13 protein-coding genes are annotated in these 17,064 nt (G+C 70.5%); 3 read left to right on the top strand and 10 right to left on the bottom strand.

Annotated elements, in window-relative coordinates; translation table 11 throughout:
• Positions 1-129: 129 nt before the first annotated feature.
• The 10 genes from ACFYST_RS25385 to ACFYST_RS25340 all read right to left on the bottom strand — a co-directional run bounded on the left by ACFYST_RS25385 (position 130) and on the right by ACFYST_RS25340 (position 12,918).
• Entirely contained in the window at positions 130-1,194 is a 1,065-nt protein-coding gene (locus ACFYST_RS25385; protein ID WP_387637702.1) for an ABC transporter ATP-binding protein, read from the bottom strand.
• A gap of 10 nt (positions 1,195-1,204) precedes the next feature.
• The gene (locus ACFYST_RS25380) at positions 1,205-2,278 is read right to left on the bottom strand and encodes an ABC transporter ATP-binding protein (protein WP_387637700.1); all 1,074 of its coding nucleotides are present in this window, start codon (positions 2,276-2,278) and stop codon (positions 1,205-1,207) included.
• 64 nt (positions 2,279-2,342) lie between these two features.
• Complete coding sequence (locus tag ACFYST_RS25375; protein ID WP_387637697.1) at positions 2,343-3,320, bottom strand: ABC transporter permease; 978 nt, start codon at positions 3,318-3,320, stop codon at positions 2,343-2,345.
• A gap of 81 nt (positions 3,321-3,401) precedes the next feature.
• Positions 3,402-5,165 carry an ABC transporter substrate-binding protein gene (locus ACFYST_RS25370; protein ID WP_387637694.1) on the bottom strand — a complete coding sequence of 588 codons (1,764 nt, stop codon included), beginning with the start codon at positions 5,163-5,165 and terminating at the stop codon, positions 3,402-3,404.
• Positions 5,166-5,254: 89 nt separating this feature from the next.
• On the bottom strand, positions 5,255-6,280 hold the full coding sequence (locus ACFYST_RS25365; RefSeq protein ID WP_387865661.1) for an ABC transporter permease: 1,026 nt from the start codon (positions 6,278-6,280) through the stop codon (positions 5,255-5,257).
• 484 nt (positions 6,281-6,764) lie between these two features.
• Entirely contained in the window at positions 6,765-8,492 is a 1,728-nt protein-coding gene (locus ACFYST_RS25360) for an ABC transporter family substrate-binding protein (RefSeq protein WP_387865658.1), read from the bottom strand.
• A gap of 193 nt (positions 8,493-8,685) precedes the next feature.
• On the bottom strand, positions 8,686-11,016 hold the full coding sequence (locus ACFYST_RS25355) for a hypothetical protein (protein ID WP_387865655.1): 2,331 nt from the start codon (positions 11,014-11,016) through the stop codon (positions 8,686-8,688).
• Positions 11,017-11,316: 300 nt separating this feature from the next.
• Positions 11,317-11,772, bottom strand: coding sequence for a DUF6113 family protein (locus tag ACFYST_RS25350; protein ID WP_387865653.1), 456 nt, complete (start codon positions 11,770-11,772; stop codon positions 11,317-11,319).
• Entirely contained in the window at positions 11,769-12,656 is an 888-nt protein-coding gene (mshB, locus tag ACFYST_RS25345; protein ID WP_387865651.1) for an N-acetyl-1-D-myo-inositol-2-amino-2-deoxy-alpha-D-glucopyranoside deacetylase, read from the bottom strand. The genes ACFYST_RS25350 and mshB overlap by 4 nt, the downstream gene beginning before the upstream one ends.
• 67 nt (positions 12,657-12,723) lie before the next feature.
• A complete protein-coding gene (locus ACFYST_RS25340) occupies positions 12,724-12,918 on the bottom strand; it encodes a DUF2304 domain-containing protein (RefSeq protein WP_380487809.1) in 195 nt (64 codons plus the stop codon).
• A 229-nt stretch (positions 12,919-13,147) separates the two neighbouring features.
• Here ACFYST_RS25340 and ACFYST_RS25335 point away from each other — a divergent pair, with 229 nt between their 5' ends.
• The 3 genes from ACFYST_RS25335 (at position 13,148) to ACFYST_RS25325 (ending at position 17,059) form a co-directional block, all read left to right on the top strand.
• Positions 13,148-15,265: an alpha/beta fold hydrolase gene (locus tag ACFYST_RS25335; protein ID WP_387865648.1), complete on the top strand. Its 2,118-nt coding sequence runs from the start codon at positions 13,148-13,150 to the stop codon at positions 15,263-15,265.
• 121 nt (positions 15,266-15,386) lie between these two features.
• The gene (locus tag ACFYST_RS25330; protein ID WP_387865645.1) at positions 15,387-16,340 is read left to right on the top strand and encodes an ABC transporter ATP-binding protein; all 954 of its coding nucleotides are present in this window, start codon (positions 15,387-15,389) and stop codon (positions 16,338-16,340) included.
• Positions 16,337-17,059, top strand: a complete 723-nt coding sequence (locus ACFYST_RS25325) for an ABC transporter permease (protein WP_387865642.1) — start codon at positions 16,337-16,339, stop codon at positions 17,057-17,059. Before ACFYST_RS25330 ends, ACFYST_RS25325 begins: the two co-directional genes overlap by 4 nt.
• Positions 17,060-17,064 lie beyond the last annotated feature (5 nt).

The following is a 17,064-nucleotide window of genomic DNA, read 5'->3' as shown; positions in this document are numbered from 1 at the left end:
AACGCTCGGCTGGGAAACCCCAGCCGAGCGCCTGCATAAACTCATCGCGGCCTAGACAACCGACCACGTGTTGCAACGACCCCTAGAAACCGCCGAGCGGTGAGGGCCCTCTTCGGACGTGACGCGGGATCAGGCGCGCTGCTCCGGAACGGCGGCCGTCGAGCCGTCCTCCGGGAAGTGACACGCGGTCAGGTGACCTGCGACGTTGCCGGACAGCTGGATCAGCGGCGGCTCCTCCACGGAGCACTTCTCCTGCGCCTTCCAGCAGCGGGTGCGGAAGCGGCAGCCCGACGGCGGGTTGAGCGGCGACGGGACGTCACCGGTCAGCCGGATCCGCTCGCGGTTGTCGTCCGGGTCGGCCTCGGGCACGGCGGACAGCAGCGCGTGGGTGTACGGGTGGCGGGGCGACTCGTACAGCGACTTGCGGTCGGCGATCTCGACGATCTTGCCGAGGTACATGACTGCGACACGCTGCGAGAAGTGGCGCACCACCGACAGGTCGTGGGCGATGAACAGGAAGGCGATGCCCAGCTCGCGCTGCAGCTCCTGGAGCAGGTTGACGACCTGCGCCTGGATGGAGACGTCCAGCGCCGAGACCGGCTCGTCCGCGACGATCAGCTTCGGGTTCAGCGACAGCGCGCGGGCCACGCCGATGCGCTGGCGCTGGCCGCCGGAGAACTCGTGCGGGAAGCGGTTGTAGTGCTCCGGGTTGAGACCGACGGTCTCCAGCAGCTCCTGCACCCGGCGCTGGATGCCGCCCTTCGGGTTGATCCCGTTGATCTCCATCGGGGCGCCGATGATCGTGCCGACGGTGTGCCGCGGGTTCAGCGAGGAGTACGGGTCCTGGAAGATCATCTGGATCTCGGACCGGATCGGCGCCAGCTCCTTGCGGGAGGCGTGCGTGATGTCCTGGCCGTTGTAGCGGATCTCGCCGCCGGTCGGCTCCAGCAGGCGGGTCACCAGCCGGCCGAGGGTCGACTTGCCGCAGCCGGACTCGCCGACCAGGCCGACCGACTCGCTGCCGTAGACCTCCAGGTCCACGCCGTCCACCGCGTGCACCGCGCCGACCTGGCGCTTGAACAGGAAGCCGTCCATCACCGGGAAGTGCTTCTGCACGCCCTTGATGGTCAGCAGCGGGTCACCGGAACCGGTGGCGGCGCCGCCCGGCTTTTCGAGGGTCAGTTCGTTGCTCATGATGTCCCTCTCAGCCGAGCCGCGGCTTGATCTGGTCGATGAAGATGTCCTGCCGCTTCGCCGCGCTCAGGTGGCAGGCAGCGGCGTGCCCGGTGGCCGGGGCGAGCGGCGGGCGCTCCGAGGTGCAGCCGCCGCCGATGACCTGCTCGACGAAGTCGCAGCGCGGGTTGAACGGGCAGCCGGTCGGCAGGTTGATCAGGCTCGGCGGGGTGCCGCGGACCGGACGCAGCGGCAGGTCCACGTCGCCGGTCAGGCTCGGCATCGAGGACAGCAGGCCCCAGGTGTAGGGGTGCTGCGGGGCCTTCAGGACCTCGCGGACGGTGCCGCGCTCCACGGCCCGGCCCGCGTACATCACCATGATGTTCTGCGCGGTGCGCGCCACCACGCCCAGGTCGTGGGTGATCAGGATGATCGCGGTGCCCATCTCCTGCTGAAGGTCCTTCAGCAGGTCGAGGATCTGGGCCTGGACGGTGACGTCCAGCGCGGTGGTCGGCTCGTCGGCGATCACCAGCTTGGGGTCGCAGACCAGCGACATGGCGATCATCGCGCGCTGGCGCATACCGCCGGAGAACTGGTGCGGGTAGTCGTCGACCCGGGTGGTGGGCTGCGGGATGCCGACCCGGGTCAGCATCTCGATGGCCCGGTCCCGGGACTCCTTCTTGGAGGCACCGGTGTGCTTGCGGAACGTCTCGCCGATCTGCTTGCCGATGGTGTGGTACGGCGACAGCGCGGTCAGCGGGTCCTGGAAGATCATCGACATGGTCTTGCCGCGGAGCTTCTCCAGCTCGCGGTTGGACGCGCCGACCAGCTCCTGGCCGTCCAGCTTGATCGAGCCGGTGATGTCGGTCCGGTCCGGGTTGTGCAGGCCCAGTACGGCCAGGTTGGTCACCGACTTGCCGGAGCCGGACTCACCGACGATGCCGAGCGTGCTGCCCGGGGACACGTCGAAGGAGAGGTTGTCCACGGCCCGGACCACGCCGTCCTCGGTGCTGAAACGGACCGAGAGGTCGCGGACTGAGAGGAACGGCTTGTCGCCGCCGCTGCCGGCGGACGAGGCCTCCTCGGGCTTGGCCTGGGTGGTCATGGACTGGGCTCCTCGGTGCGGTACGTGAGGTCGGGACTGCTGGGTCGGCCTGGGGTGCGGCCGGTCAGGCCAGGCGGATGCGCGGGTCGATCAGGGCGTAGGCGGCGTCGACGATGATGTTGAAGAACACGATCAGCGTGGCGGCCACCACGGTGACGCCGACCAGCAGCGAGAGGTCGGAGTCGTTGAAGGAGTGGATCGCCAGCTCACCCAGGCCGTGCAGGCTGAAGGTGGTCTCGGTGATGATCGCGCCGCCGAGCAGGACGCCGAGGTCGATGCCGAAGACGGTGACGATGGTGCCCATCGCGCCGCGCCAGGCGTAGCGCATGAAGACCGAGGTACCGGACATGCCCTTGGCGCGCGCCGTCCGCACGAAGTCCTCGGACAGCTGCTCGACCATCGAGGAGCGGGTCATACGGGTGTAGTTGGCCGTCCAGATCAGCGACAGGACGATCCACGGGACCAGCAGGCCGGTGAACCAGCCGACCGGGTCCTGGGTGATCGGCACGTAGGTGGGCTGGTCCAGCAGGTCGGTGCTGTAGACCAGGGCGACCAGCGCGAGCGGACCGGCCACGTAGATCTGCATCGAGGAGACGATCAGCGAGGCGGCACTGGCGATCTTGTCGGCCGGCTTGCCCTGCTTGTGGGCGGCCAGCATGCCGGTGCCGATGCCGAAGATCAGGAAGATCACGGCGGAGCCGGCGGTCAGCGACAGGGTGGTCGGGAAGCGGTCCGCCAGGATGCTGCCGACCAGTTCCTTCTTGTCGAAGGAGTAGCCGAAGCACGGGGCGGAGCAGGCCACGTTGTTGTAGGTGCCACCGGTGAAGATGGCGCTCAGCCAGTTCCAGTACTGGACCGGCAGGGACTTGTCGAAGCCCATGTCGTGCCTGATCAGGGCGAGGTTCTCGGGCGTGCAGATCTTGCCGCAGTAGAGCCGCGCCGGGTCCGCCGGGATCGCGAAGAACAGCGCATAGGTGACCATCGAGACGATCACCAGAATGACGAGAGCGCCGAGTGATCGGCGGACGAGGAATCGGAGCATCGGACGGGCTCTCCTGATCGGGGAGGGGCACCGGCAGGTCGTGCCGGTGCCCCACCGTGAGCTACTGCTCGGTGATGACTACTACTTGACGTAGATGTTGAGCGGCGACTGCAGGCCGGCCAGGGTGTCGAACTTGACGCCGCCGAGGCCCGAGCCGTACAGGCTCAGCGAACGCTGGTACACGTCCGGGATCGAGTACGCCTTGTCCTGCAGCTTCTTGTCGATCGCGGCCCACGCCTTGCCCTGGGCGATCGGGTCGGCGATCTTGACCGCCGCGTCCATGGCGGCGTTGATCTCCGGGTCGTTCACGTGGGCGTAGTTCTGACCACCGTCGGCGATCATGCGGCCGTCCCACACCGGCTGCAGCGAGGTGTAACCGGTCGGCCAGTCGGCGCCCCAGCCACCCCAGTACAGGTCGAACTCGTTGTTGACCTGCTGGATCGCGTCGTAGTAGGTCTTCGAGTCCAGCGGGTGCGGCACGAACTTGAAGCCGGCGGCCTCGAGGTTGGTGCGGATGGCCTCGGTGACCTTCTGCTGGATCGGGGTGTTGTTGTAGGCGTAGACGATGGTCTGGCCCTGGGCGTTCGCCTCGGTCAGCAGCTTCTTGGCCGCCTCGATGTCGCCCTGCGGCTTCTTCTTGATGTCGAACGGGTCGTACGACTCGAAGCCGAGGACGGTCGGGCTCATGTACGAGGTGGCGTAGTCACCGTAGGAGGTGCCGCCCTGCAGCTGGCGGGTCTGCTGGTGCGGGAACGCCTTGACCAGCGCCTCGCGGACCTTCTGGTCCTTGATGCGGCTGTTGTTGATGTAGTAGTAGTCCACGTACGGGGTCAGACCCTCGAGCGTGCGGGACTTCAGCTTCTCGTCGCCCTTGACCTTGTCCACGTAGGTCGGGTTGACCGTGTTGTGGAAGGTGAAGGTGTTCTTGTCGTCGCCGTTGTCCGCCATGAAGCGCTCGGTGGACTGCTGGGTCTGGACACCGAAGGTCATGTGCCACTTGTCCGGGTACGCGTTCCGGATCGGGTCGGTGGCGCCGTCCCAGTTCGGGTTGCGCTCCAGGTCCAGCGAGCGGTCGGTGACGTGCTCGGTGATCTGGTACGGGCCCGAGGAGAACGGCTTCTTGTCGTACTCCTCCTTGGTGTCGTGGGCCTTCGGCACGGCACCGTAGCCGGTCATGGCCAGGGTGAAGTTGGCGTCCGGGTGGACGTCCTGGAACGCGATGATGACGGTCTTGTCATCCGGGGTGGTGATCGCGTCGAGTTCCTTGCCGTCGTACGGACCGGTGTAGGCGGCGCGGTAGTTGTCACCCGAGATCCACTGCTGGATGTAGGTCGGGCCACCCTTGATGAACGAGGCGTAGGTGCGCTCGATCGAGTACTTGATGTCGGCCGAGGTGATCGGCGCACCGTCCTGCCACTTCACGCCGTCCTTCAGCGTGAACTTCCAGGTCTTGCCACCGTCGGTGGTGGTGCCGGTGTCGGTGGCCAGGTCGCCGACCAGCTTCTGCGAGCCGTCCGCGGCGGTCTTGTAGCCCGTCAGCTGACGGGTGAACAGCAGCGAGGCCTCGGCGTTGTAGTTCATGTAGACCATGGCCGGGTCCAGGTGCGAGAAGTCGTCGCGGTCGATCATGTTGACCGTGCCGCCCTTCTTCGCGCCGGGCTCGGGGATGGCCGGACCCTTCGAGTCCTCGGCGGTGCCGACGGAGATCGTGGTGGCGGCAACCGGGTCCTTCGAGCCGCTCGCCTTCGGGTCGTTGTTGGAGTGGCCACTGGAGCACGCCGTGGTGACGGTCAGGGCCCCGGCGACCATGATGGCTGCAGCGAGCCGCGACTTGCGAGAACTCATCTTCATCCTGCCTGGGGTAGGTGTAGTGACTATGTGCAGTGGGGTGCCCGGGGCTGGCTTTCCCATCCCCCCGGAGTCTTGAGGACCTGCTAGCGGTTGGCCTTCGGGTCGAAGGCGTCCCGGACGGAGTCGCCGAGCAGGTTGAAGGCGAGAACGAAGATCACCATGGCAAGGCCCGGGAAGAGCAGGAAGGTGACGTCGGTCCGCAGGTAGTTCGCCGCGTCGGCGATCATCCGGCCCCAGTCGGGGACCGGCTCGCTGACGCCCACACCGAGGTAGGACAGGCCGGCTTCGGCGGTGACGAACGCCGGGAGCGCGAGGGTGGCCTGAACCAGGATCGGGGTCCACAGGTTGGGCAGGATCTCCTTGAAGATGATCCGCATCGGAGAGGCACCGGTGACCTTGGCGGCCTCGATGAACTCCCGCTCGCGCAGCGCCAGCGCGGTACCGCGCAGGATGCGGGCCAGGCCCATCCAGCCGAGCAGCGACAGCACGATGGTCACCGCGACGAACGGCAGCCACTCCGGGACCTTCTCGTTCTTGCTCACCAGCAGGCTGGTGACCACCGGCATGGTGGCGATCAGGAAGATCTGCGACGGGAACGACATGAGCACGTCGATGACGCGGCCGATGAAGAAGTCGGCCTTTCCGCCCAGGTAGCCGAGCGCGACACCGATCACGGTGGTCAGGATCGAGGTGGCGAAGGCGATGATCAGCGAGGTACGGATGCCGTAGACCAGCTGCATCATGATGTCCCGGCCGAGGCCCGGCTCCAGGCCGAACCAGAAGTCACCGCTCATGCCGCCGTTGGGGGCCACCGGAAGACCGGAGTCGGTCAGCAGGGTCGGGTCGTCCTGGCCGTAGTGGGTCTGCGCGTCGTTGCCGTAGATCATCGAGATGAGCGGCGCGAAGATCGCCACCAGGATGAAGAACAGCACCACGCAGGCGCTCACTACGCCGGTGCGGTCACGGAGGAAGCGGCGCCACATCAGCTTCCCGGGAGAGAGGCCGCGGAAGCCGGGTTCGGCGGGCGCGTCGGCCGAGGCGTTGTCCGCGAGGTCCGACGTGGACCCGGGGGTGTCCCCGTCCGTCGTGGCCCCAGTAGGCGTCGTCATGGTGCTAAAGCTCCCGACCGTGGTCCGTGCAGAAGCAAGGAGTAAGAACTTGGATGAATGGACTCTTGCAAGTCGTTTATCGAACGTCAAGAGTTCCTCAGTTGTCAGGGGCCCATTTCCTGCTTCGTGCTGGAATGTCAACCACTTTGTAGTTCCTGAACTCTTGACAGCCTCCGATCGAGACGGTCAAAACCGGACAAACGTGATCAAGGCTCGTTCACGTGTCCGTAACGATGAACTGTCAGGTCCGCTATCTGGACAGCGAGTTCAGCGGGCCGATCTTGCGACGCGCGTAGACCCCGTGTCCGTTTTGGTGTTATTCGGTGGAATTGGGCTCGGCAATTGAGTGTCCGATAATCGGACACCTGCGTTTTCGGGCATGCCGGAGCGAATTCATGGGTAGGGGTCACCCAATTCGGGCGGCAGGCCCGGCGTCGACCGCCTGGCAATTTCTCGCCATTGGCGGGACTTCGCCGCGCGGGCGTTACTTCAGCAGCCCGATGTTCTCGTAGACGAGGTCGCCGAGCCCGGCCGCGCCGAGGTTGGCGAGGTTCTTCCGGACGCCGTAAATGGCCGGGCGCTGGTACAGCGGAACCATGCCGGCCACCTCCCACGCCTCGGCGTCGGCCCGGTTGAGCGCCGTCGTCCGGTCGTCCACGCTGTCGGCCTTGGCGGCGTCCGCCATGGCCCGGTCGAGCGCCTTGGTGCCCACCTGGGACCAGTTGGAGCCGGAGTCCTGCTGGAAGGTGCTGATCGAGTTGGAGACCGGGAAGGGGGTGCCCATCAGCGCGAACGCGGTCAGGTCGAAGTCGTGCTTGTACACGTAGCCGTCGAAGAACTCACCGGCCGGCACGGTCTGCACCGTCACCTTCACCCCGACCTGTCCCAGCATCCGGGTGACCAGCGCGCTCTCGTTGGCGGCCAGGTTGTTGTCGGCCGGCGCCACGAACCGCAGCGTCAGCTCCTTGCCGTCCTTCGTGCGGACGCCCGAGGGCCCGAGCTTCCAGCCCAGCGAGTCCAGGGACGCCTTCGCGGCGTCGGGGTCGAAGCGGCTCAGGCCGCTCGAGTTGTCCTGGTAGCCGTGCTGGGACGGCACCAGGAAGTGGTTGTTCATCGGCACGTACGGCCAGTCCAGGCCGGCCAGGTCGGTGCGGGTGATCTCCGCCCGGTCGATCGCCCGGACCAGCGCCTGCCGGAGCTTCGGGTCGGCCAGCAGCGGGCTGCGGCCGTTCAGCACCAGGTGCCGCAGGTTCGGACCGCCGGCCCGGCGGGCCTCCCCGCCAGGGGTGGACCCGATGATCCGGTAGCCCTCGGTGTTGGGCCCGTTGTTGTAGTAGTCGACCGTGCCGGCGGCGAACGCCTGCGGCATCTTCCCGGTGTCGATCGCCTTGAAGACGATCCGGTCCAGCAGCGGCTTGTCGCCCCACCAGTCCGGGTCGGCGACCACCGTGACGGTGCGCGCCTCCGGGTCCATCCTCTCCACCTTGAACGGACCGGCGGTGACCGGGAAGCGTCCCTTGAAGGAGGTGTTGAACAGCTCCGGCGTGGCGATGTACTTCGCGGGCAGCAGCGGGGCGTTGCCGGCGTTGTTGAACATCGCCTGCCACTCCGAGTACGGCTCCCGGAAGGTCATCACGGCCTGGTGGTCGTCCTGGCCGCGGACCACGCTCTCCACCTGGTCGAAGCCGTTGCTGAAGGCGGTCCGGTACGCCGGGTCCTGGCCGTTCAGCGCCTGCCAGTCGGCCTGCAGGTCGCGCCAGGTGATCGGGGTGCCGTCGGACCAGTGGGCCTTCGGGTTGAGCGTCCACACCACGGTCTGCTTGCCCTGCCGCAGTTCGCTCGTGGCGTCGGTCAGGTAGGCCGGGTTGGGGGTCTGCATGCCGCCCGCGTCGGAGCGCCAGAAGGTCGGCAGCAGCGCCTTGGCCACGTCGTTGGTGGAGACCTCGGGGCCGTCCGCCTGGATCGGGTTCCACTGGCCGGAGTACTGGTCGATCGCCCAGTTCAGGGTGCCGCCCTGACGCAGTGCCGTGCGCGGCTTCGCGTTCAGCGCCTGCTGCGTCATCCGGGGGGCGTCGCCGCCCGTCGGAACCCTGGATCCGCCGTCGTCCGACCCGCTCTTCGAAGCGCAGGAGCACAGCGCGAAGGACAGTACCGCCACCGAGGCGGTCAGGGCGAGGGCGCGGCGGCTTCGCGGGGCGGAGGGTCTCGGCACGCGGCACATCTTGCGTATCGGTACGACAAGTTGTCGACCAGCGGTCGATCAAGTCTTGATAACGCGGCGCGGCCACCCCGCCCGCCGCCCGTTTCGTCCCGTTCTGGGACGCCACTGGCGAGGATCCGCCAGCATGCCGAAGGCCGGGGCTCCGACGGTGGAGCCCCGGCCCGGCGCGGGTGTTGACGGCGGGTCAGCCGGCGAACTTGTACGCCCGGTCCCGGCCCGTCTTGGCGATGGTCTGGCCGACCGCGTCCGCCACGTCCTGCGCGGTGATCGCGGAGGACTGGCCGGCCTTGGTGATCTTCACCTTGTCGAAGGTGGTGCCGAGGGCCTTGGTCAGTTCGTCCAGGTCCCACTTCAGGACGACGTTGCCGGAGGCGTCCGGGACCAGCGTCAGCGCCTTCGCCGCGGTGCTCTTGCCGAAGTTGAACTGCTTGGTGCCCGCGGAGATGGTGATCTGGCCGTTCAGCACCTGCTTGCCGATGCTGTCCGCGGCGGCCTGCAGGGCGTCCTGACCGACCTTCGGCTTGGCGTCGGTCAGCGGCAGCGCCACCTCGGCGTCCGGCTTGCCGGCCGCCCGGTCCCGGTAGGACTGCTCGACCTTGTCGGCGGCCGACGAGGAGTCCAGGCCCTGTCCGGCCTTGCCCGGCACCACGACGGCGGCGCCCGCGCCCGCCTCGGTGAACTTGACGTAGCCCTCCTGCAGGCCCTGCCCGGACTTCGAGGCCAGGTCGTCCAGCGCCGCCTTCAGCTTCGCCTTATCCACCCGCACCTGCGGCTCGACCGCCTTGCTGCTGCCGGTCAGCGAGGAAAGCACCTCGACCGGGTTGTAGCTGTGCTTGGTCAGCCCGTCCACGGTCGCCGTGGTGTCGAAGCTCAGACCGGCACTGGCCGGGTCCAGGGTCACCGACTGCTCGCCGATCTTCAGCCGCAGCGGCTGCTGCCCGGCCTTGCCGACCGAACCGTCCAGCGCCGTCACCGCCTGGTCGCGGGAGTCGCCGCCGATGTCGGTGCCCAGCACCGTGATGCCCTTGGGAATGTCGGACTGATTCATCATCAGGCCCGCGCCGTACGCCGCCGCGCCCAGGAACACCAGGCCGGCGACGCCCGTCACCATGAGCTTCTTGGCCTTGCCGCCACCGGACTTCTTGGCGGCCGGCTTCTTCGGGGCGGGCTTCTCGGCCTCCTCCGGCTCCACCGGCGGCTGGTCGTTCGACAGGTCGCGCCTGGGCGTCGCCGCCCGCGGCCCGCCGGGGAACGGCTGCGCCTCGGGCAGGTCGGCGAACCGGCCGCCGCCGTTGCCGCCGTTGCCGTTGCCGTTCGCCGGACGGGGCCGGTCGGCGGCGAAGGGGTCGGCCGCGGCCGGACCGGACGGCGTCTTCGGGGCGTTCAGGAACAGCTGGGTGGTCGGCGGGTCAGCGGCTATCGCACCGCCCCGGGGCGGCTCCTCGCCGGTGATTGGGTCGAAGCCGCCGATCTGGGTGTCCTCCGGCTCCGCGCCCGGGCCCTGGGCGGCGGCCGGCTCGGCCGCGAACGGGTCCTGGCCACCGGGGAACGGGGCCGGGGCGCCCTGGCCGCCCGGCACGCCACCGCGCTGCGGCCGGGCCGCGCCCGGGGCCTCGGCGGCGAACGGGTCCTGGGGGCCCGCGAAGGGCTCGCCCTGCGGCTCCTGGGCGGCGTACGGCTCCTGAGCGGCGAACGGCTCCTGGGCACCGGCGTACGGGTCCTGGGCGGCGGCGAACGGCTCGCCCTGCGGCGCCTGCTGCTGCCGGCGCTGCGGCGTGGCGGCCCGCGGACGGCCCGCGAAGGGGTCCTGAGCGGCCATCGGCTGCTGCTGGTGGTGCTGCTCGGGCTGCTGCTCGGCCGCGTACGGGTCCTGAGCGGCCATCGGCCGCTGCTGCCCGGGCACCGGCGCCTGCTGCTGCGACGGCTCGGCGGCGGGGGCGAACGGCGAGGCCGGGGCGCCGGACGGGCGCGGCGCGGCCTGCGGGCCGCCGGCCGGGCCGCCCGCCACCGGGGCCGCGGGGGCGGCCGGCGCGGGAGCCGGGGCGGGCTCCTGACGGCTCTTCTGCCGGGGCTTGAACCACTCGCCGGTGGACTCCGACTCGGAGGCCTTGGGCGCGGTGGGCTCCTGCCACTCCGGCGGCAGCTTCGGCGGGGTGGCCGTGCCGCGGCCGGCGCCGGCGTCCATCACGCCGAGCACCGGGTCGCCGCCGGCCCCGCCGCGGTGGCGCGGGCCGGCCGGCTCGGCGGGCTTCTCGTCCTTGACCTTGCTCTGCACCACGACCGGCGGGATCGGCCGGGAGCCGGGGATGTTGATCCGGATCCGGGTGGTCAGCGTGGTCTCCGTCTTCGGCCCGTCGGCCTCGTCGGCGCGGGCGCCGGGAGCGGTCCGTGCGGCGGCGGGGTCCGGAAGTCCACCGGGCAGGCCGGTGCCGTACGGCGGGGTGCCCGACGGGTACGCGTCGGGGCCGCCGCGGCGGGGCTGCGGGTGGGCGTTGTCAGATTCGCGGCTGCTCAATGCTGCTCTGCTCCGGATTCGCGGCCGGGCCGACTGGGCCGTCCGCTGCGTATGGGGCGGGTTGGGCCGCCGTACGGCGGCGCGTGCGGCGTGCGGCGGGCCGAACGGCCCCGGGGACATCGGCTGTTCACATGTCGGCTGCGGCAACGCCCCGTCACGCGAGTGGTGCCGAAGGTACCGCCCGGCCCGGTTCGGGCCAAACGGAGGGGGTGGCCCGCCGAAGCACCACCATACCGACTGCGCATACGACCCGTCGGACGGCCGGGGGATGCCGATGGTCCGGATCCCCCCGGTACGGCGCTACTTGCCGCCGTCCTTGACGGCCTGTCGGGGCTGCGGCGCCGGTACGCCGAACAGGAACCCGGAGCGGGTCGGCAGGGTCGCGCACACCACGCCGAGCACCGAGCCGCCGAACAGGTAGGCGTACGCGGTCGCCGTCGCGGAGAGCACCAGGTCGCCCTCCGGGCGGGGCGCCAGCAGCACCGCCAGCACCACGAACCAGCCCGCCAGCGGGGCGCCCGCGCCGAGTTTGGTGCCGGTCGCCCGCAGCCCGCCGTAGAACAGTCCGGCGCAGGCCAGCAGGGCCAGCAGCACGCCCAGCGGCGCCCACAGAGCCTGCACGAAAGCTCCGCACACCGAGACCGCCGCGCCCAGCAGGAACAGCACCGCGTAGGCGGCGATCCGGACGCCGCGCGGCGGCAGCCGCTCGCCCAGGCGGTCGTCGCGGCTGCCGAAGAAGGGGTGGAGGAGCTTCACCGGGCCACCCCGGCGAACAGGTCGCTCTCCGGGCCGCCGGGGCCGAGCGCGCCGCGGACCAGCTGGTAGTACTCGGTGGCCAGCAGCGGCTGGCCCAGGTCGTTGCTGAGCGCGAAGTGCTGCCCGTCCACCACGATCTGGGTGGCGTGCGCCCGCATCGCGGCGGCCTTCGCACCGGCGTGCGCCGCGTTGTCGAGCGCGGTGGTGATCAGCAGGTCGTCGACCACGCCGGGGATCTGGTCGACCGGTGCGACGCCCTTGAACGGGGCCTCGTCGGCGGTCCGGCGCAGCCCGGCCTCGATCACCGAGCGGGGCATCCGGTTGTAGTAGACCTTGGCGATCCGCCAGGGCTCGCCCAGCTCCGGGCGGAACGCCGGGTCGGCGGCCAGATCGTAGCCGCGCAGCGCGACCCGGTGGGCCTGGATGTGGTCGGGGTGGCCGTAGCCGCCGTTCTCGTCGTACGTCACCAGCACCTGCGGGCGGGTCTCGCGGATCACCGTGACCAGGTGGCCGGCGGCCTCGTCCACGTCGGCCTGCCAGAAGCAGGACGGGTCCTCGTTGTCCGCGACGCCCATCATCCCGGAGTCCCGGTAGCGGCCCGCGCCGCCCAGGAAACGGTGGTCGGTGACTCCCAACTCCTGCATGGCGGCGGTCAGTTCGACGATCCGGTGGGCGCCCAGGGTGTTGTCCCGGTCCTGCGCCAGGTGGGCCAGCTCCGGCGGGATCACCTCACCGCCCTCGCCCAGGGTGCAGGTCACCAGGGTGACCCGGACGCCCTCGGCGGCGTAACGCGCCATGGTGGAGCCGTTGTTGATCGACTCGTCGTCGGGGTGGGCGTGCACCAGCAGCAGCCCGCGCGCGTCGGCCGGGGGTACGGAGGTCATGTCCGGCAGCTTACGGCCTGCCCGGAGGGGACTCCCCGGACAGGCCGTGGCGGCACGCGGGCGGCGGTCAGAGCTTCAAGCTGTTGATCATTCCGGCCAGGTTGGCCGTCACCTCCTGGATCGACGGTGCGATCGAACTGGAGGCCAGGTAGAAGCCGAGCAGTGCGCACACCAGCGCATGGCCCAGTTTCAGGCCCGAACGCCGGACCAGGAGCCAGACCACGAAGAGCATCAGGACGGCGGCGGAGACGGACAAAGCCATGACGGCTCACACCCTTCCTCGGGTGCGCCGCCCCGGGGAGGGGCAGCGGGCGGAACGATGGTCAACTGATACCGGATCGGTGACCTCCGGGTGACGTTCCGTGAGCCCGTCCGGGGTGTCGTGGCGGCCTCGTCCGGGTACAGCGCCGCCGGTCAGGGGCGGTCCGAACGGCCGTACGCCGCGGGTGCGGCGGGCTGCTCCGAAGGAGTGAGGCCCTAGGGTCTGCGGCATGACCACCGAGAAGCCGCACGACACCTTCCCCCGGCAGTACGCGCGCACCAACCGGTTCACCACCGGCGCGCCCCGGTCGTTCAGCGTCACCCCGGACGGCGCGCGGGTGCTGTTCCTGCGCTCCCGGGGCGCCGGGGCGCCCGCCAACCTGCTGTGGAGCCTGGACGTCGCGACCGGCGCCGAGACCGTGCTCGCCGACCCGGCGGTGCTGCTCGGCGGCGGCGCCGAGGAGCTGTCCGCCGCCGAGCGGGCCCGTCGCGAACGCAGCCGGGAGACCTCCGCCGGCATCGTCGGCTACACCCTGGACTCCGCCGGGCGCACCGCGGTCTTCGCCCTCTCCGGGCGGCTGTTCGCGGTCGCGGTGGAGACCGGCGAGTACCGCGAACTACCGGCCGCCGCACCGCTGTTGGACCCGCGCCCGAGTCCGGACGGCAACCACGTCGCGTACGCCACCCCCGGCGGCGAGCTACGGGTGACGGCCCTCGACGGCAGCGGCGACCGGCTGCTCGCCGGGCCCGAGGGTGAGGGCGTCAGCTGGGGGCAGGCCGAGTTCATCGCCCAGGAGGAGATGGGCCGCGACCGCGGCCACTGGTGGGCCCCCGACGGCAGCGCGCTGCTCGCCGCCCGGGTCGACGACACGCCGGTGCGCCGCTGGTGGATCGCCGACCCCGCCAACCCCGGGCGCCCGCCGGTCGAGATCGCCTACCCGGCCGCCGGCACCCCCAACGCCGTGGTCGGACTCTGGCTGCTCGGCCTGGACGGCACCCGCACCGAGATCCGCTGGGACCGTGCCGCCCACCCCTACCTGGCCCGCGTGCACTGGTCGGCCGGCGGCCCGCCGCTGCTCCAGGTGCAGGCCCGTGACCAGCGCGAACAGCTGGTGCTCGAGGTGGACCCGGCCACCGGCGACACCACCGTGCTGCTCACCGAGCGGGACGAGGACTGGCTGGAGCTGTTCGGCGGCGTCCCGGTACGGCGCGCCGACGGGCAGTTGGTGCGGATCGCCGACCACGGCGACGCCCGGGTCCTGATGGTCGGCGAACAGGCCGTCACCGACGCCGAGTTGCACGTCCGCTCGGTGCTCGGCCTGGACGGCGAGCAGGTGCTGTTCTCGGCCTCCTGCGGCGCCGCCGAGTTCGAGCGACGCCCGCCCGGCTGGCTCGGCGTCTTCACGTACGGCCCGGACGGCGTGCGGGAGCTCGGCGAGGGCGCGCTCGGCGCGGTGCGCGGGGGCGGTACCACCGTGCTCACCACCGCCGACCCGCGCCGGCCCGGCACCACCGTCACCGTGCTGCGGGACGGCGCCGAACCGCTGGTGATCGCCTCGCACGCGGACACCCCGCTGCTGACCGCCCGCCCGGTGTTCCGGTTCGCCGGCGAGCGGCGGATCCCCTGCGCGGTGCTGCTGCCCACCGGCTACGACCCGGACGTGGACGGCGACCTGCCGGTGCTGATGGACCCGTACGGCGGCCCGCACGGGCAGCGCGTGGTGCAGGCGCACAACCCGCACCTGACCTCGCAGTGGTTCGCCGACCAGGGCTTCGCGGTGATCGTCGCCGACGGGCGCGGCACCCCCGGGCACAGCCCCGCCTGGGAGAAGTCCATCAACCGGCGCACCGCCGAGATCACCGTCGCCGACCAGGTCGACGCGCTGCACGCGCTCGCCGAGGAGTTCCCGCTCGACCTCGGCCGGGTCGCCATCCGCGGCTGGTCCTACGGCGGCTACCTGGCCGCCGCCGCCGTGCTCCGCGAGCCCGACGTGTTCCACGCCGCGGTGGCCGGTGCGCCCGTCACCGAGCACGACCTGTACGACACCCACTACACCGAGCGCTACTACGGCGACCCCGCGGTGGAACCGGAGGCGTACGAGGCCAACTCGGTGGTGGCGCTGGCTCCTTCGCTGCGTCGGCCGCTGATGATCGTGCACGGCCTGGCCGACGACAACGTGGTGGTCGCGCACAGCCTGCGGCTGTCCACCGCGCTGCTCGCCGCCGGCCGCCCGCACACCGTGCTGCCGCTCTCCGGGGTCACCCACATGACGCCGCAGGAGGAGGTCGCGGAGAACCTGCTGCTGCTCCAGGTCCGGTTCCTGAAGGACGCCCTGGGCATGGCGTAACCGGTGCACCCGTGACATCCGTCATGCGGACGTCACGACGGTGCACACTGCCGACGGCACCCCCGTTCCGAGGAGTCTTGAGGAGTCGCAGAGAGACGGCTCCGAAGGGACTGAGAGACAGATGGGTACGGGAACGGGGGAGGTCGCGGCCTTCCGGAACGTCAGCAAGAGCTACGGCCGGGTGAAGGCGGTGAACGGACTCGACCTGGTCCTGCGACCGGGCGAGACGGTCGCCCTGCTCGGCCCGAACGGCGCGGGCAAGTCCAGCAGCCTCGACCTGCTGCTGGGCCTGCGCGAACCCGACAGCGGCACCGTCGAACTGTTCGGCGGCACCCCGCGCGAGGCGATCACCGGCGGCCGGGTCGGCGCGATGCTGCAGAGCGGCGGCCTGATGAGCGACGTCAAGGTCCGCGAACTGGTCACCCTCGCCTGCAAGGTGCACCCCAAGGGGCACAAGCCCGGGGAGGTGCTGAAGACCGCCGGGATCGCCGACCTCGCCGACCGCCGGGTCGACAAGCTCTCCGGCGGCCAGGAACAGCGCGTCCGGTTCGCCCTCGCGGTGGCCGGCGCCAACGACCTGATCGTGCTGGACGAACCCACCACCGGCATGGACGTCTCGGTCCGCCAGCAGTTCTGGGCCACCATGCGCGCCCAGGCCGACGCCGGCCGCACCGTCCTGTTCGCCACCCACTACCTGGAAGAGGCGGACTCCATCGCCGACCGGGTCCTCGTCCTGCACAAGGGCCGGCTGATCGCCGACGGCACCTCCGCCGAGATCAAGGCCAAGGCCGGCGCCCGCCGGATCGGCTTCGAACTGCACCCCTCCGACGGCGGCCCGCTCGACGAGGCCGTGCTGCGCGCCCTGCCCGGCACCGTCGGACTGGACGTCAGCACCCGCACCGACGGCGTGCACACCGTCCGGATCCGCTCCACCGACGCCGACGCGGGCGTCGCCGCGCTCTACAAGGCCGGCCTGTACCCGCGCGGGCTGGAGGTCACCAGCCTCGGCCTCGAGCAGGCCTTCCTGACCATCACCGGAGAGCAGGACAAGGACGACGAGGAGAGCGCGCGATGACCACCCTGATCCAGCTGGAGATCCTGCGCACCCTGCGCAACAAGAAGTACCTGATGCTCATCGTCCTCTACCCGGCCCTGCTGTACGTGTTCTTCATCAGCGCCTACGGCAGCGGCGGCACGGTGGCCGGCGGAGTCTCCGTCAAGTCGTACTTCATGGTCTCGATGGCCACCTTCGGCGCGGTCGGCGCCGTCCTCACCGGCTCCGCGCAGCGGATCTCGCTGGAACGCAAGAACGGCTGGACCCGCCAACTCCGGCTCACCGCACTGCCCGGCCGGGCCTACACCATCGGCAAGATCGCCGCCTGCGCCGTCACCACGCTGCCCGCCATCGCCGTGGTCTTCGCGGTCGGCGCGATCGAGGGCGTCGACCTCACCGCCACCCAGTGGCTCGGCCTGGCCGCCGTCCTGTGGCTCGGCAGCTTCGTGTTCGCCGCGCTCGGCGTCGCCCTCGGGTACGCCGCCCAGCCGGACGCCGTCCAGCCCGTCGTGATGATCGCCTACATGCTGATGGCACTGCTCGGCGGCACCTGGTTCCCGGTCAGCGACTCGCTGAAGACCTTCGCCCGGTTCAACCCCGTCTACGACTACAACCAGCTGGCCTCGTTCATCCACGGCCAGGGCGTCGCGGGCTCCGCGATCGCCGCCCTGGCCGGCTTCCTGGTGCTGTTCACGGCCGTCGCGGCCTACCTGTACCGCAAGGACTCCCAGCAGGCATGATGGCC

The sequence above is a fragment of the Kitasatospora sp. NPDC004614 genome, assembly GCF_042873675.1.
Lineage (GTDB): Bacteria > Actinomycetota > Actinomycetes > Streptomycetales > Streptomycetaceae > Kitasatospora.
The sequence above is the reverse complement of the archived record's forward strand: the minus strand, read 5'-3'. Positions and strand labels throughout refer to the sequence as shown.

Excerpts from the sequence above, each read along its gene's own strand:
- ACFYST_RS25385 (WP_387637702.1), bottom strand. The coding sequence starts at position 1,194 with ATGAGCAACGAACTGACCCTCGAAAAGCCGGGCGGCGCCGCCACCGGT.
- ACFYST_RS25380 (WP_387637700.1), bottom strand. The coding sequence starts at position 2,278 with ATGACCACCCAGGCCAAGCCCGAGGAGGCCTCGTCCGCCGGCAGCGGC.
- ACFYST_RS25375 (WP_387637697.1), bottom strand. The coding sequence starts at position 3,320 with ATGCTCCGATTCCTCGTCCGCCGATCACTCGGCGCTCTCGTCATTCTG.
- ACFYST_RS25370 (WP_387637694.1), bottom strand. The coding sequence starts at position 5,165 with ATGAGTTCTCGCAAGTCGCGGCTCGCTGCAGCCATCATGGTCGCCGGG.
- ACFYST_RS25365 (WP_387865661.1), bottom strand. The coding sequence starts at position 6,280 with ATGACGACGCCTACTGGGGCCACGACGGACGGGGACACCCCCGGGTCC.
- mshB (WP_387865651.1), bottom strand. The coding sequence starts at position 12,656 with ATGACCTCCGTACCCCCGGCCGACGCGCGCGGGCTGCTGCTGGTGCAC.
- ACFYST_RS25340 (WP_380487809.1), bottom strand. The coding sequence starts at position 12,918 with ATGGCTTTGTCCGTCTCCGCCGCCGTCCTGATGCTCTTCGTGGTCTGG.
- ACFYST_RS25335 (WP_387865648.1), top strand. The coding sequence starts at position 13,148 with ATGACCACCGAGAAGCCGCACGACACCTTCCCCCGGCAGTACGCGCGC.
- ACFYST_RS25330 (WP_387865645.1), top strand. The coding sequence starts at position 15,387 with ATGGGTACGGGAACGGGGGAGGTCGCGGCCTTCCGGAACGTCAGCAAG.
- ACFYST_RS25325 (WP_387865642.1), top strand. The coding sequence starts at position 16,337 with ATGACCACCCTGATCCAGCTGGAGATCCTGCGCACCCTGCGCAACAAG.